The sequence below is a fragment of the Rhizobium tibeticum genome, assembly GCF_900110205.1.
In the GTDB taxonomy this organism is placed as follows: domain Bacteria; phylum Pseudomonadota; class Alphaproteobacteria; order Rhizobiales; family Rhizobiaceae; genus Rhizobium; species Rhizobium tibeticum.
Genome location: NZ_FOCV01000030.1, coordinates 62,353 through 76,977, shown reverse-complemented (window position 1 = coordinate 76,977; position 14,625 = coordinate 62,353). Strand labels below are relative to the sequence as shown.

At 59.3% G+C, this 14,625-nt stretch carries 13 protein-coding genes; 7 read left to right on the top strand and 6 right to left on the bottom strand.

The genetic code is table 11. The features are described from left to right. Window positions 1-269: transposase (locus tag BSG20_RS26420; protein ID WP_143147535.1), on the bottom strand; the 269-nt coding region annotated here is incomplete at its 3' end. Between the two features lie 386 nt (window positions 270-655). On the opposite strand from BSG20_RS26420, the gene BSG20_RS26410 reads away from it, so the two are divergent. Further along, entirely contained in the window at window positions 656-3,865 is a 3,210-nt protein-coding gene (locus BSG20_RS26410; protein WP_083540000.1) for a rhomboid family intramembrane serine protease, read from the top strand. Window positions 3,866-4,204: 339 nt separating this feature from the next. Here the strand turns inward: BSG20_RS26410 and BSG20_RS26405 are convergent, their stop codons facing one another. Beyond that, window positions 4,205-4,504: a hypothetical protein gene (locus BSG20_RS26405; RefSeq protein ID WP_072379965.1), complete on the bottom strand. Its 300-nt coding sequence runs from the start codon at window positions 4,502-4,504 to the stop codon at window positions 4,205-4,207. 130 nt (window positions 4,505-4,634) lie between these two features. Between BSG20_RS26405 and BSG20_RS26400 the strand changes: the two genes are divergently transcribed. From BSG20_RS26400 to BSG20_RS26375, 6 genes are all read left to right on the top strand, one after another. Further along, on the top strand, window positions 4,635-5,357 hold the full coding sequence (locus BSG20_RS26400) for a FadR/GntR family transcriptional regulator (RefSeq protein WP_072379967.1): 723 nt from the start codon (window positions 4,635-4,637) through the stop codon (window positions 5,355-5,357). Then, window positions 5,354-6,520 (top strand): PLP-dependent transferase, encoded by a 1,167-nt coding sequence (locus BSG20_RS26395; protein WP_072379969.1) that lies wholly within the window; start codon window positions 5,354-5,356, stop codon window positions 6,518-6,520. The genes BSG20_RS26400 and BSG20_RS26395 overlap by 4 nt, the downstream gene beginning before the upstream one ends. Before the next feature lie 39 nt (window positions 6,521-6,559). Next, a complete protein-coding gene (locus tag BSG20_RS26390; protein ID WP_072379970.1) occupies window positions 6,560-7,819 on the top strand; it encodes an ABC transporter substrate-binding protein in 1,260 nt (419 codons plus the stop codon). 83 nt (window positions 7,820-7,902) lie between these two features. Next, window positions 7,903-8,838 carry a carbohydrate ABC transporter permease gene (locus tag BSG20_RS26385; RefSeq protein ID WP_072379972.1) on the top strand — a complete coding sequence of 312 codons (936 nt, stop codon included), beginning with the start codon at window positions 7,903-7,905 and terminating at the stop codon, window positions 8,836-8,838. Between the two features lie 4 nt (window positions 8,839-8,842). Continuing rightward, window positions 8,843-9,673, top strand: a complete 831-nt coding sequence (locus BSG20_RS26380) for a carbohydrate ABC transporter permease (RefSeq protein WP_072379974.1) — start codon at window positions 8,843-8,845, stop codon at window positions 9,671-9,673. 5 nt (window positions 9,674-9,678) lie between these two features. Continuing rightward, entirely contained in the window at window positions 9,679-10,734 is a 1,056-nt protein-coding gene (locus BSG20_RS26375) for an ABC transporter ATP-binding protein (RefSeq protein ID WP_072379976.1), read from the top strand. 13 nt (window positions 10,735-10,747) lie between these two features. Here BSG20_RS26375 and BSG20_RS26370 read toward each other — a convergent pair whose 3' ends face one another. The 4 genes from BSG20_RS26370 to cysT form a co-directional block, all read right to left on the bottom strand. Beyond that, window positions 10,748-11,575, bottom strand: coding sequence for a cell wall hydrolase (locus tag BSG20_RS26370; protein ID WP_072379978.1), 828 nt, complete (start codon window positions 11,573-11,575; stop codon window positions 10,748-10,750). Between the two features lie 269 nt (window positions 11,576-11,844). After that, window positions 11,845-12,891 (bottom strand): sulfate/molybdate ABC transporter ATP-binding protein, encoded by a 1,047-nt coding sequence (locus BSG20_RS26365; RefSeq protein ID WP_072379980.1) that lies wholly within the window; start codon window positions 12,889-12,891, stop codon window positions 11,845-11,847. 10 nt (window positions 12,892-12,901) lie between these two features. Further along, complete coding sequence (gene cysW, locus BSG20_RS26360) at window positions 12,902-13,774, bottom strand: sulfate ABC transporter permease subunit CysW (RefSeq protein ID WP_072379982.1); 873 nt, start codon at window positions 13,772-13,774, stop codon at window positions 12,902-12,904. Then, window positions 13,764-14,621, bottom strand: a complete 858-nt coding sequence (cysT, locus tag BSG20_RS26355; RefSeq protein WP_072379984.1) for a sulfate ABC transporter permease subunit CysT — start codon at window positions 14,619-14,621, stop codon at window positions 13,764-13,766. Before cysT ends, cysW begins: the two co-directional genes overlap by 11 nt. Between the last annotated feature and the right edge of the window lie 4 nt (window positions 14,622-14,625).

The window sequence follows — 14,625 nt, the reverse complement described above, 5'->3', positions numbered from 1 at the left end:
ATGTTGCGGCGCGTTTCCGCTTCCAGTCGCCGGCTGGAACGCACACGGTTGATATACCCGTACACGTAAAGCTTCAAAAGGTCGGCTGGGTCGTAACCCGGACGGCCGGTCTCCTTCGCCGCCACCCGCACGAACCCGGCGGCTTGGAGATCGAGGCCGTCAACGAAAGCCTCGATGAAGCGAACCGGATTGTCCGGCCCCACATAATCATCAACCGCTTCCGGCAGAAGCAGCAATTGAGAGCGGTCTGTTCCTGAAAGATGCGCCATGGCAAAAGCTACCACGGCAGTCTAACGTGAGGAATCCCCGACGGGGTTTTCAGACGGTCTGTAGGACTTCCGCGACGCCTGCGAGGGCAAACTATGTCGGAGACGCAACGCGGAAATATCAAAGCCCCCGTCGCGGTTGACCAACGTGGGCCGCTGAAGATCGACGCGCCCATAGCAGCGTTCGATCAATCTTTTGAGGACTACTGGTCCATCAAAGATCCCTTTTGCGACGCGATTGAAAAGCTACCTATACACAGGAGGAAGCACAATCTTGCGTTAGCGTGTATCGAAAACAGTATTGACAATCTGGGTTGTATTCCGTAGCGACGAAAGCTCCTACCTATCAGCACTCCCACTTTGATTTCGTCAATGTTCTCCTTCTTTGAATGGCACTGCGCGTGACGGCCTGGTACTACCAATATCGGGGCCAGCAAATGGGGCCGGTTTCGGCTCTAGAAATCAGAATTTTAGTCGAAGCAGGCCAACTTGCGCCCGAAACCAAGGTGTGGCACGAAGGCTTTGCAAATTGGCGAGTAGCTTCCGAGATTCAGGAGCTAAATGGCGACGACGAGCAGGAGACACCTGGTACGTCATTGTCGGCCACACGTTCGGAATTCCCTAAACACGCATCCGGGCAAGTTGACCCACAGTCCCTAGAGCTGCAATCGGATGCGGCCAAGCTGGTTCCATCGTCGTACCGGTGGGACGAAGGCAAATTGCTTAGAGCAGTGCTCGGCAGCTTCGTTTTTGCGGCTTTGATAGTTGGGAACATATGGATGTCGGAAGGCGCAGGCCGCTTGCCGGGAATTGTTGTTTCGTGGCTCGGCGGCGCATTTTTCGGATTGATCTGCATAGCGGCGTTGCTGAAGCTATTCTCAAGGGAACTTGCTCTTGCGGTATCGGTCGACGGCATTGTGTTGCCGAGTTTCAGCACTGAGCCGATTCCGTGGCACGCCGTCAAGAACCTCGGCAGATTTCAGAGCCGGCATGTAGACGTTCTGAGGCTCGAACTTGACACGGGTGTTGCCGACAGCATCCGGAGGCGTGGATTTCGGGGCCTCCTTTGGCTGATCATGCATGCCTCAAAAGGCAAAGCGACTGTAAATCTCAAGGCGCTAAGCGGGAATCCCGATCGAATCTTCAATTGTTGTTTTGAAGCATGGGAGCATGCTCGTGGAGCAACGGCGACCGGCGGTCAGGAGATTGCCACCGAGGACGCCACTGAAGCTGAAATATCGCTGACCCCACAAATCCTGAGCTATGTCTTAATCGGTCTGCTCGTCGCCATCTACGCCGGCGAACTGATACTCGGTGTGGACCCTTCGCAGGCGGGTTCGCCGAGCATCCAAACTTTGTTCATGCTCGGTGCGACGCAGCAGGAAGCCTTGCTTCAGGATCATCAGTGGTGGCGTCTATTCACCGCACCATTGCTGCATGGATCAATCGTGCACCTCGGCTTTAACTGCCTCGCGCTTTGGTTCGCGGGGAGACTACTGGAACGCTTGATTGGCTGGCGCTGGTTTGCGGCGATCTTCTTCGCAAGTGCCCTGGGCGGGGCCATCGCTTCCGTTTTGTTCAACGCGCCGAATGTCGTGGGTGTCGGGGCATCCGGCGGTATCGTTGGACTGTTCGCGGCCATCATGGTCGCCAGTTTTCGGGGTCACCTCGCACCGCTTGCTTCTGCGCTTAGAATTGGCGCGGCGCAAATGTTGGTTCCAGCGCTCATCCCATTCCTGTCCTCCGCCAAGGACGGGCAGATGATAGATTATGCGGGGCATTTCGGCGGCGTTGTGGCAGGTGGGGCTGCCGCTCTTGTCCTACTGATTGCGTGGCCGCGGGAGCGGTCGACGCCACGCTTTGGAAGTGCCGCGGTAGCCTTCAGCAGCCTCTTTGTCATTGTGGCAACAGCGTCCTTGCTGCCTATCACACGGTTGCGAGAGGAAATGCTAGCTGATCCATTCTGGCAGTTCTTCACCGGACGCTATGACGACGCCGCGGCAAGTTTCTTGTCCAAGGCCGAAACGAATGGCAAGCCGGCTCCATACTACCGGCTTTGGCGATATCTGGCTCAGGAGAGAGGTGGCGATGACAAGGCCGCGTACGACCTTCAGAGCGCTGCAGCCAAATTAGAGCCCACCCGGTGGCCACACCCTATCTACGACCTCTTTCTTGGGAAGCTCAGCCCGGAGGAGGTCGCGGCAAAGGCTGGAAATGGTGACGAACTGTGTGAGGCTATTTTCTACGCGGGTGAATGGTACCTGCAGCGCGGCAAAGTCGCTGAAGCGAACCGTCGGTTTCAGGGCGCTGTATGGTCCTGCCCCAAGACCTTTATGGAGTACGACGGAGCGGTCGGCGAGCTGAGACTGCTGGCAGCTTCCGCGCAAGAAACCAAAAATGCCGCGCAAAGCAGCCTATCTGAAAAAAATGCCCCTAAGGCTGATCAGACGGCCCAAAATAGCGAGGCCGACCGTAGGCCGCCATCGAGCCCCAACCCAGATGTAAGGTCCCCGAGCCATTTAAAAGCGCCAGACGTTAAGACTGAGCGGAAACCAGACGGATCAACCATTCAAACCCAGTTCGACTATCGTGCACGTAAGATCCAAGAGACTGAAGTCACGGTCGATGGACGAACGATCGAGACGACCTTTGAGGCGTCCATCGGGAGGCCGCGCAGCATTGAACGCAAGAACAAGGACGGGCGGCGGATAAGTGCCACGCTCTTAGATCCACTCAATACTGAACCGTGGACGAGGGTCGAACAGAGATACGGTCCAAGCGACATACGGTCGTTCGAAATGCAGTTCAAGGACGACGGCACGAAGGTTGGCGTGGCGTTTGACGTGTTCGGCGCGCAGCGAAAAGTGGACTATTACAACAAAGCGAGCGAGTTAACTCGAATAGTCGAGTTTGACCCCGACAACACGAGGCCATGGTCAACGATTACCACGGAAGTTGACGGGGAGGGGCGTGTTCTAGCGAAGGTCACCGTCATGAATGATGGCTCCAAGAACCAGGTCAACCACGACTTGGAAGGCAAGGGGAAATGGACCCGCTACGAACAGGCCTTTGACGCCGGCGGCCAACTCAGATCGGTCGCACAGGAGAATGACGACGGTACAAGCAACTACGTGACGTTTGACATCTCAAATATCCAAGATTGGTCGAAGCTTGAGCAGTTCAGAAATCGTGCCGGCCAGTTGGAAAACCAGACAATGTTTTCCGATACCGGCGCGAAAATCGTGACCAGTTACGATGCGGGAGGCAACTCATCGTGGGAGATCTACGTGCAGCATTACGATGCGGCCGGCTCGCTCCAGTATGTCGACCAAACAAACGACGATCGGAGTCATTACTCAATTACCTATGACGTCGAGAACAATCAGCCTTGGGAGCGCTATGAGCAGGTTGCGACCAGCAGCGGTGAGATCGCCTCGCAGACCAACTTCAACGACGGCGGAACGCGGGACTACATCGTCTTTGACACGACTGGAGACTTCCCCTGGGTCTCAAAGTCGGACAGTTATGATCTGTCGGGAAAGCTGATTGCAACGCATTTAATCGACGATGGCGGAGGTCGTCGAACGCTAAGTTATTGAGAGATTTTACCTAAGACTTAACTCTGGCTATTCACGCCGTCGCAAGCACAAAGATACGGAAACTGACTGGTTCAACAAGATGCCGCCGTGCTGCGATTCCGGCCCTTGGGGCGCGTCGTTTTGGCAAGGGTCCGCCAGCGTCACGCCCCCAACGGCTGCTCACCGAGGTATTCGACCGCTGCGGTCATGCTTGGCTTGGCATCCGTCTTTCCGCGGCCTGGCTCGGTCTGTAAGCGTGATTCGACTCACTTGGAGCACCGCTTCGCGATGCTAATACATTGCGGAACCCTCTAGCGCGGCGGCGGGCGTCTACTCAAGGGAAAATTTAGGGTCATAGCGCTAAGGGCAAATGAACGCCGTCTCGCTACCTCCGGTACCGCAGTTCAGCGTGGGATATGAATGTTGTCCAGTCGCGGCCCTCAAAGGGCCATCCAGTCCCTTCTCGATGTCTATATCAGCTTTTGGGTTCCAAAGGGCCAGATCGTCGAACGCCCTGACGTATCCCCGTACCTCTTCATAAATGATCTTGAGTGCTTTTGCGTCGTCACCGAGTTCTTGTGCACGATAGCGCAAGACACCCTCGGCATCGTGGAACTCGGCAGACGCATCGAAAATTTCAATCTCGTCATCAAAGCTCACCGACAGGATTTTTCGGAAATCAGAGCATGCTCTACAACAGCAACGGGGCCTTGACGCCTCCTAAACTTTGCGAAATGCTAAGATGTCAGACCAATTCCAAGGTCGGCTGCCTATAAGAATTTGGGGAACCATGAAGGCACCAAGCAGCGACAGGCCGATTATCCGGCCGCTTCCGGCGATCGACCGAGCGCGTCAGGTGACCGACGCGCTGGCCGATTATGTTCAGAGCGCGCGGCTGAAGGCGGGCGATCGGCTGCCGGCAGAGCGCGAGCTGATGTCAGCACTGATGGTCGGCCGCTCGACGATCCGCGAGGCGATCCGTCACTTCCAGGCACTCGGCGTCATCGAAACCCGCAAAGGCAGCGGCACCTACCTACTGAAACCGGTTTCGAAGGCGACGATCCATATGCCGCTATCGCTGGACACTGGCCATCTGCGCGATGTGCTGCTGCAGACGCTTGAAGTGCGCCGCGGGATCGAATGCGAGGCCTGCATGGTCGCAGCGAGAAAGCGAACCGACAAGGATCTCATCCTGATCGAGCAGAACCTCGACGCGATGGAACGCGTCCACATATCGAAGGGCACGTCCGGTCCGGAGGATCTGGCCTTCCACCTTGCCATCTACGATGCCACCCACAATCCGCTTTTTCGCCAGCTTCTCGAGCAGATGCGCGAGACATTCTGGCAGTTCTGGGAGCACCCTTTCGAGCGCGAGGATTTCGCACGCCGCTCCTTTCCCTTTCACCGCACGCTCTACAACGCGATCGCTGCCCGGAATGCCGAGGCCGCGCGGGAAGAGACACTGAAAATCCTCGAGGTTGTCGAGGAAGATATCAAGGAAATGTCGAAATGAATAACGGCGCAGACGCGTTCGATCTTGCCTCGCTCATCACCGCACACGACGAAGGAAACTTCGCCGAAGCCGTCGTGCCGCCGATTTTCCAGACGTCACTTTTCACCTTTTCCAATTATGACGACATGATCTCCTCCTATCGCGGCGAGAAGGTGCGGCCGATCTATACGCGCGGCCTCAACCCAACGGTTCGCATGTTTGAGGAAATGCTGGCGAAGCTCGAGGGAGCCGAAGACGCGCTGGGCTTTGCGAGCGGCATGGCGGCGATCTCTTCGGCGGTGCTGTCCTTCGTCGAACCAGGCGACCGGATCGTCGCGGTCAAGCACGTCTATCCCGACGCTTTCCGCCTTTTCGGCACGGTCCTGAAGCGCATGAAGGTCGAGGTCACCTATGTCGATGGCCGCGATGAGGAGGCGGTGGCAAAGGCGCTGCCCGGCGCTAAACTCTTCTACATGGAAAGCCCGACCAGCTGGGTGATGGAGGCTCATGACGTCGGCGCGCTCGCCGCGCTCGCCAAGAAGCATGGTATCGTCACGATGATCGACAACAGCTGGGCAAGCCCCTACTTCCAGCAGCCGATCTCGCTCGGCGTCGATATCGTCATCCATTCGGCCTCGAAATATCTCGGCGGCCACAGCGATGTCGTCGCTGGGGTTGTTGCCGGCTCGAAGGAGATGATCGCCCGCATCAAGGCGGAAGCCTATCCCTATCTCGGCGGCAAGCTCTCGCCCTTCGATGCCTGGCTTCTCATTCGCGGCCTGCGCACGCTGCCGATCCGCATGCGGGCGCACGAAGCCGCCGCAATGACGATCGCAAAGCGCCTGCAGGAGCTCGACGTGGTGGAGGCGGTCTGCCATCCAGGTCTCGCTAACCGCCTGCCTGCCGGCCTCAACGGCACGTCGGGGCTGTTTTCCTTCATATTCCGTGAGGGCGTCGATATCCGCGCCTTCGCTGATCACCTCAAGCTCTTCAAACTGGGAGTGAGCTGGGGTGGGCATGAAAGCCTGATCGTACCAGGCGAGGTCGTCCTTCAGCAGAAGGCGCAACCGAATTCCGCGCATGCCTTCGGGATCCATGCGCGGTCCGTACGCCTCCACGTCGGCCTCGAAGGAACCGAGGCCTTGTGGAAGGACATTGAGGCGGCACTGGCGGTCGCCTCTTAAGCGGTCGAAACCTCAAAAACCTGAAAAGGGGGAGCAAGCATGAAAAGACTGATCACCGCCACTATACTCGCCACGATGATGGCCGGCACGGCGCTCGCCGATACCACGCTGAAACTGGTCGAGGTCATCACCAGCCCCGAACGCACCGAAACGCTGAAGTCGATCGTAGGCAAATTCGAGGCTGCGAACCCCGGCACCAAGGTCGACATCATATCGCTGCCCTGGAACGAAGCCTTCCAGAAGTTCGCGACAATGGTTTCGGCCGGCGACACGCCTGACGTCATGGAAATGCCCGACACCTGGCTTTCGCTCTATGCCAACAACGGCATGCTCGAAAGCCTCGAACCCTACCTCGCCAAGTGGGAACACACCAAGGGTTTGACCCCGCGCGCGCTGGAACTCGGCCGCGACGTCAAGAAAACCGCCTACATGCTGCCTTACGGCTTCTATCTGCGCGCGCTGTTCTACAACAAGAAGCTCTTCCAGGAAGCCGGTGTTGCCGAACCGCCAAAGACGCTCGACGATTTCGTTGCCGCCTCCGAGAAAGTCTCCAAGCTGCCCGGCAAGGCGGGCTACTGCCTGCGTGGCGGCCCGGGCGGTCTCAACGGTTGGGTGATGTTCGGCGCAACGATGGCCGGCTCCAACAAGTTCTTCAATGATGACGGCACCTCGACCATGAACAGCGAAGGCTGGGCCAAGGGTCTCGAGTGGGTTGTCGACCTCTACAAGAAGGGCCTGACGCCGAAGGACAGCGTCAACTGGGGCTTCAACGAAACCGTCGCCGGCTTCTATTCCGGCACCTGCGCAATGCTCGACCAGGATCCGGATGCTCTGATCGCGATCGCCCAGCGCATGAAGCCTGAAGATTTCGGCGTGACCAAGATGCCGGCTGGTCCGAGTGGCAAGGCGTTCACGACAATCGGTTTCGCCGGCTGGTCGATGTTCACGACGAGCCAGAACAAGGATCTCTCCTGGAAGCTCATCGAAACGCTTGAGGGACCGGAAGGCAATATTGAGTGGAACAAACGCACGGGCGCCCTGCCGGTCCATACCTCGGCCGAGAAGGATCCCTTCTATGCGGGCGAGCAGTTCAAGGGCTGGTTCGAGGAGCTGGCTGATCCGAACGTCGTTCCGACCGTGATGCCGACCTACCTCGAAGAGTTTGCCTTCTTCAAGGATTCGCTCGCCATCAAGACGACGCAACAGGCGCTTCTCGGCGACATCACGCCGAAGGAACTCGCTGACCAGTGGGCAGACTATCTGACCAAGGCACAGCAGAAGTTCCTCGCCAAGAAGTAGCCGACCACCGGCGGCGGATTCGTCCGCCGCCTCTTTGATTTTCTTGCGACGGCACAAATTGCGCCGCGAAACGGATTTGCCTGATGACCATCACTGCCGATACGCTGGACCGGCGCCAGGACAGACGCCCCTGGCTGAAGCGCGTCGCCGATGCCTCCGAACCCTATCTCTATAGTGCGCCATCGCTGATCCTGATCATCGCGGTGATGCTGGTGCCGCTGATGATTGGTATCTCCTATGCCTTTCGCGACATCCAGCTGCTGAACCCGTTTTCGGGCGGCTTCGTCGGGCTCGACCATTTCCGTGCATTGTCAAAAGACGCGGCCTTTTACGGCGCGTTGAAGAATACGCTGTGGTGGACGGGCGCCTCCGTTGTTTTGCAGTTCATCTTCGGCCTCGTTCTCGCGCTGCTGCTCGACAAGCCGTTCTGGGGCAGGGGCGTCGTGCAGGCGCTGGTCTTCCTGCCCTGGGCGGTGCCGTCCTTCCTCGCCGGTCTGAACTGGGCCTGGCTGTTCAATCCGGTGATCGGGCCGATCCCGCACTGGCTGTTTGCGCTCGGCCTGATGAGCGAGCCGGGCAACATCCTCTCCGATCCACAATATGCGATGTGGGGCCCGATCATCGCCAACGTCTGGTGGGGCATTCCCTTCTTCGCGATCACGCTGCTGGCCGCCCTCCAGGCGATCCCGCGGGATCTTTATGAAGCGGCCTCCATCGATGGCGCCGGGTGGTTCCAGCGGTTTCGCTCGATCACCCTGCCATTTCTCGCGCCGACCATTGCCATCACCGTGTTGCTGCGCACCGTCTGGGTCTCCAACTTTGCGGACCTGATCGTGGTCATGACGAGCGGCGGACCGGCGGACCGGACGCAGATTGTCGCAAGCTACATTTTCACGCAGGCCTTCAGGCGCCTTGACTTCGGCTATGCCTCGGCGATCGCGCTGGTGCTGCTGGTGCTGCTGCTTGCCTATTCGATGCTGATCATCCTGCTGCGGCAGACCCTGCTGAACAAGGATTGATGTCATGAAGCGATCCATTCTCCCCACCGTCGCGCATCGCCTGGCCATTCTCTGCTACATCGTGTTTGCGCTGTTTCCGCTGTTCTGGCTTCTCAAGGTGTCGGTGACGCCGAACGACCTTCTCTACACCGAAGGCGTGCGCATGTGGCCGTCGCGCACGACATGGGAACATTATTCGTTCGTGCTGCAGCACAGTGCCTTTCCGACCTTCTTCAAGAACAGCCTGATCGTGTCGGCCTCAACGGCCGTCGTCGTGACCATGTGCGCTTCGCTCTCGGGCTACGCGCTATCGCGGTTCAATTTCCGGGCGAAGTATTGGATCGTCGCTCTGATGCTGCTGACGCAGATGTTCCCGCTCGTCATGCTGGTCGCGCCGATCTTCAAGATCTTGACGCCGCTGCACCTGACGAACAGCCTCGCCGGTCTCGTCGTCGTCTATACCGCCTTCAACGTGCCCTTCGCGACCTTCCTAATGCAGTCTTTCTTCGACGGTATCCCGAAAGACCTCGAGGAGGCAGCGCTGATCGACGGTGCAACGCAGTTTACCGCCTTCCGGCAGATCATCCTGCCGCTGACGCTGCCCGGCATTGCCGCAACGCTCGGCTTCGTGTTCACCGCGGCATGGAGCGAACTTCTCTTTGCACTCATGCTGATCAATGGCAACGATGCGGCGACCTTCCCTGTCGGGCTTCTCACCTTCGTTTCCAAATTCTCCGTGGACTTCGGGCAGATGATGGCAGCGGGCGTGCTTGCGCTCATCCCGGCCGGTCTCTTCTTCCTGCTCATCCAGCGTTATCTCGTCCAGGGCCTGACGGCCGGCGCGGTCAAGGGTTAATCAAAATGGCATCGATCGATATCCAGAACGTCAAGAAGGCCTATGGCCCAGTGCAGGTGCTGCACGACGTCGACCTCAGGATCAAGGACGGCGAGTTTGTCGTGCTCGTCGGCCCGTCGGGTTGCGGCAAGTCCACCCTGCTGCGCATGATCGCAGGGCTGGAGGACGTGACCGGGGGCGAGATCCGCATCGCCGGGAACCGCGTTAACGAGCTGCATCCGAAGGACCGCGACATCGCCATGGTGTTCCAGTCCTACGCGCTCTATCCGCACATGAATGTCGCCGGCAACATGAGCTACAGTCTGAAGCTCAGGAAAACGGCCAAGGAAAAGATCGCGAGCGCCGTGTCAGGTGTTGCCTCCAAGCTCGGCCTCGACCCGCTGCTCGAGCGGCGGCCGAAGGCGCTGTCGGGAGGCCAACGCCAACGCGTCGCCATGGGCCGCGCGATCGTGCGCCAGCCGAAGGCCTTCCTCTTCGACGAGCCACTGTCGAACCTTGACGCGCGCCTGCGCGAGCAGATGCGCGCGGAGATCAAGAAGCTGCACGGCGACCTCAAGGCCACGTCAATCTACGTCACTCACGACCAGATCGAGGCGATGACGCTGGCCGACAGGATCGTTGCCATGCATGGCGGCGTAGTTCAGCAGGTCGGCGGCCCCCTCGAACTATACGACCGGCCAGCCAACCTCTTCGTCGCCGGCTTCATCGGCTCGCCCGGGATGAACTTCCTCGACGCCACCTATGCCGATGGCAGCGTCCGTCTGAAGGATGGAACGATCGTGCCGCTGGCTGCGCCGCTGTCGCTCGCAAACGGCGCTAAGGTCACGCTGGGGATCCGCCCCGAGCACGTCGTCATTGCCGACCAGAGCGGCATGGGTGCGGACGTCGAGTTGGTCGAGCCCACAGGCTTCGGCATCATTCTGCACCTGTCGCTGCACGGCCTGCCGTTCAAGATCTTCACGCTTGATCGCGAAGCGCTGACGGCCGGCCCGAAGGTCAGCGTATCCTTTCCCGCGCAATACCTGCACGTCTTCGACGCGGATGGAAACAGAGCGAGGTAGGCAACGCGCGACGTTAGCCGTGGGCGAGGCTGCCGCGCAGCACCGCATCGTTATAGGCTGGTCTTGGCGTCGGAATGGCGACCGGCATGACCGCTTCCGTGGCGATTGGCATCGCCGCCTCCGTCGGTGCTGGCGCTGCCGGCTCCGTAGCCAATGTGGCTTGCGACCCCGGCATTGGAATCGGCACCGGGACGGTGGTTGGAACAAGCGCCTCGAACTGCGACGGCATCAGTCTCTGACCGGGCAAATAGTTCATCGCAACTTCATATGAGGGCAGGGGCGCCGGCGTCTGCAGCTCGCCGTCCCGGCCACGCTTTTCGTAGAAGGCATTGCCGCCGGCAATCGCTACGTAATGCATATTGCGGTACGGGAACGTCAGACCGTCGGTATGAAAGAACATGGCGTCCTTGACGCCCGGATGCCGTTCGCCACGCAGAATTGCGTCGGCAGCATCCGTCAGCTCGATCTCCGCCGCGGGCTCGACTTCCCGCGTCATAACACCGGGCGCAAACTGCCTCTGCTGGGCAACAACGCCGCAGATCGACTCGGGATAGGCTCCCGACGTCAGCCGGTTCATGACCACGGTTCCGACCGCCATATAGCCGTCGCGGTCCGAATGCTCGGACTCGAAGTACATTGCCCGCTTCAGGCAATCGCGATCCTTGGCAGTATAATTGAACGTGACTTTTGTCGCCTGCCCGGGTTGCCCCGCGCTCCTCGGCGTCACGGCCTGGCTGACCGCCTTCGGAGCCGGCTGCTGCGCAGTCGTGCAGCTTGCAGCCGCAAAGCCTGCCAACATAATCCCGGCAAGAGATTTCCCCAACGCTAGATTCGCCCTCAACGGCAGGTGCCCCCTATTTGGAGTAGTAAAGCCCTTCTCGATTAAGTGGCCGCTTTTGTATCCGCGTTTCGGGTAAATTTCAAACCCAATTAGTATCACAATTTGATTTGGGTGCCTTTTGCATGCTGGGCAGGCTGATCCGCGATCGCATAACGGGCTGAAAACGATGATAATCGCCATCGCAGCCTACGTCCGCAATGGTCGAAATCACCATCGTATCAAGAACTGATTCGGGGCCTATCCCAGCCACATCAGCGCGGTTTTTACCTCTATGGCGCTGCCCGGAACAATTTCCACCGCTTCGGTCGGAAGGCGATCCGGCTCCGATCGAGGCTGCCGGCCTGCGATGGCGACAGTTCCAGTTCGATCGGTGGATGCCCCTTGCCGATGTCGACCTCGATGTGGCGCGTGCCGGCGACGCGCCGGCTGGTCGTCAGCAAACCGGCGATGCAGCCACCGCAACCATCTCGCAATTCGATGTCATGTGGCCGGAAGTAGAGCTGGGCGTCCCCATCCGCTTCGTTTTGGACCTTGAGGCCGAGCGGCCGGTCCTCGAACCAGATTTCTCCGCCGTTAACCCGCACGTCGAGACAGTTTGACTGTCCGACAAAGCCGAAGACGAAGGGGGAGTTCGGGTTGTCATACACTTCATCAGGTGTTCCGATCTGCTCGATCGCACCCTGACTCATGACGACGACGCGGTCGGCAAGCTCCATCGCCTCGTCCTGATCGTGCGTGACAAAGACAGTTGTGTGGCCGGTGCGGTCATGGATCTCGCGCAGCCATTTGCGCAGGTCCTTGCGTACCTGGGCGTCGAGTGCGCCGAAAGGCTCATCGAGAAGCAGTACGTTTGGTTCGACCGCCATGGCGCGCGCAAGCGCGACGCGCTGGCGCTGGCCGCCGGAAAGCTGGCCCGGATAGCGCTTCTCGAGCCCCGAGAGCTGGACAAGATCCAGAAGCTCCAGTGCCCGTCTGCGGATTTCCGCCCTGGGCGGGCGTCGTGCGCCGTCGCGCACCTTCAGACCGAAGGAGACGTTATCAAGCACGGTCATATGCCGAAAAAGGGCATAGTGCTGGAAGACAAAGCCGATGTTGCGTTGCTGGACGGTCTTCTTCGACGCGTCCTCGTCGCCGAAGTAAATCAGCCCTTCCGTCGGGCTCTCCAGGCCGGCGATGAGGCGCAGCAAGGTCGTTTTGCCGGAGCCGGACGGCCCGAGCAGCGCGATCAGCTCGCCGGAGTGGATGTCGAGCGAGACGTCGTGCAGCGCCGGAAACCGGTCGAATTCCTTGCGCAAGTTTTGAACGCGAACTTCCATTCTAATTCCTTCAGTGCCGCCGGCTGGCGGCGATTTCTTCGCTGAATCGCATCTCGAGCAGCGTCTTCAAAACAAGGGTCACGAGCGCAAGCAATGCAAGCAGGGTGGCAACGGCGAACGCGCCGGTGAAATTGTACTCGTTATAGAGAATTTCCACCTGCAGCGGCATCGTGTTCGTCTGTCCGCGAATATGGCCGGAGACCACCGATACGGCACCGAACTCGCCCATGGCGCGCGCGTTGCAGAGCAATACGCCGTAGAGCAGACCCCACTTGATGTTGGGCAAAGTCACGTACCAAAAGGTCTGCCAACCGCTGGCACCGAGCGAAAGCGCCGCCTCTTCGTCGCCTGTTCCCTGCTCCTGCATCAGCGGGATGAGTTCACGCGCCACGAAGGGGAAGGTGACGAACATCGTGGCGAGGATCAGCCCCGGAACGGCAAACAGGATCTTGATGTCGTGGGCGCTCAACCAGTGACCAAGATGAGTGTTGGCGCCAAGCAGGAGGACGAAGACCAGACCCGAAATGACAGGCGAGACCGAAAAAGGCAAGTCGATCAACGTCGTCAGGAACGCCTTGCCCTTGAACTCGAACTTGGCAATCGCCCAGGCAGCCGCAACGCCAAAGAACAGGTTGAGAGGCACGCTGACGCCCGCGACGATGAGGGTCAGACGAATGGCCGAAAAGGTCTCCTCGTCCTGCAATGCCTCGAGGAACGGCCCGGCGCCCTTACGGAACGCTTCGACGAAGACTGCCGTCAAGGGCAGAAGTAGGATCAGCGTTAAGAAGATGAGCGAGGAAAGGATAAGCGTCCAACGCGCAAACCGGTGCTCGGTAACGGCGGAGCGCACTTTTGTCGGCTGTACACTGGTATCAAGCGCCATAGCCGTATCTCCGTCTGCTCCAGCTTTGGATGAGGTTGATGATCAGCAGCATGACGAACGAAATCACCAGCATTACCGCGGCGATGCCCGTCGCGGCTGCATAGTTGTATTCCTCGAGCTTGATGACGATCAGCAGCGGTGCGATCTCCGACCGGAACGGAAGATTACCGGCAATGAAGATCACCGAGCCATATTCGCCGACACCGCGGGCAAAAGCGAGCGCAAAGCCTGTCAGAACAGGTGGCGCCAAGCCCGGCAACAGCACGCGGAAGATCGTCTGGAGACGGGTGGCGCCGAGCGTTGCGGCAGCCTCCTCGACTTCCTTGTCGATCTCTTCCATCACTGGCTGCACCGTGCGAACCACGAAAGGCAGGCCGACGAAGACGAGGGCGATAACGATACCGAGCGGCGTGAAGGCGATCTTGATGCCGAGCGGCGTGAGAAACTGGCCGATCCAGCCGTTCGGTGCGTAGAGGGTCGCAAGCGCGATACCGGCAACGGCCGTCGGCAGCGCAAAGGGCAGGTCCACCATGGCGTCGATGACGCGTTTGCCTGGAAACCGGTAGCGCACTAGCACCCAGGCCAGCACGACGCCGAAGGCAGCATTGATGCAGGCCGCCGCAAAAGCGGCGCCAAAGCTGATGCGCAAGGCGCTTAAGGTGCGGGGATCGATGGCAATGGCCAGGAACTTTGCCCAGCCAAGCTCGCTTGACCGCCAGGCAAGGCCCGAAAGCGGAATGAGGATCAAAAGGGTGAGCCAGGTCAAGGTAAGGCCGAGCGCCATTCCAAAACCTGGAATGACGCTCGGCCGTCTGAACCGCCACCGCGTGGGGTTATGTGCTCTCATGCGA

What these genes read in the sequence shown, in the direction of transcription:
- BSG20_RS26410 (WP_083540000.1), top strand. Translation starts at nt 656, where the DNA reads ATGGCACTGCGCGTGACGGCCTGGTACTACCAATATCGGGGCCAGCAA.
- BSG20_RS26400 (WP_072379967.1), top strand. Translation starts at nt 4,635, where the DNA reads ATGAAGGCACCAAGCAGCGACAGGCCGATTATCCGGCCGCTTCCGGCG.
- BSG20_RS26395 (WP_072379969.1), top strand. Translation starts at nt 5,354, where the DNA reads ATGAATAACGGCGCAGACGCGTTCGATCTTGCCTCGCTCATCACCGCA.
- BSG20_RS26390 (WP_072379970.1), top strand. Translation starts at nt 6,560, where the DNA reads ATGAAAAGACTGATCACCGCCACTATACTCGCCACGATGATGGCCGGC.
- BSG20_RS26385 (WP_072379972.1), top strand. Translation starts at nt 7,903, where the DNA reads ATGACCATCACTGCCGATACGCTGGACCGGCGCCAGGACAGACGCCCC.
- BSG20_RS26380 (WP_072379974.1), top strand. Translation starts at nt 8,843, where the DNA reads ATGAAGCGATCCATTCTCCCCACCGTCGCGCATCGCCTGGCCATTCTC.
- BSG20_RS26375 (WP_072379976.1), top strand. Translation starts at nt 9,679, where the DNA reads ATGGCATCGATCGATATCCAGAACGTCAAGAAGGCCTATGGCCCAGTG.
- BSG20_RS26365 (WP_072379980.1), bottom strand. Translation starts at nt 12,891, where the DNA reads ATGGAAGTTCGCGTTCAAAACTTGCGCAAGGAATTCGACCGGTTTCCG.
- cysW (WP_072379982.1), bottom strand. Translation starts at nt 13,774, where the DNA reads ATGGCGCTTGATACCAGTGTACAGCCGACAAAAGTGCGCTCCGCCGTT.
- cysT (WP_072379984.1), bottom strand. Translation starts at nt 14,621, where the DNA reads ATGAGAGCACATAACCCCACGCGGTGGCGGTTCAGACGGCCGAGCGTC.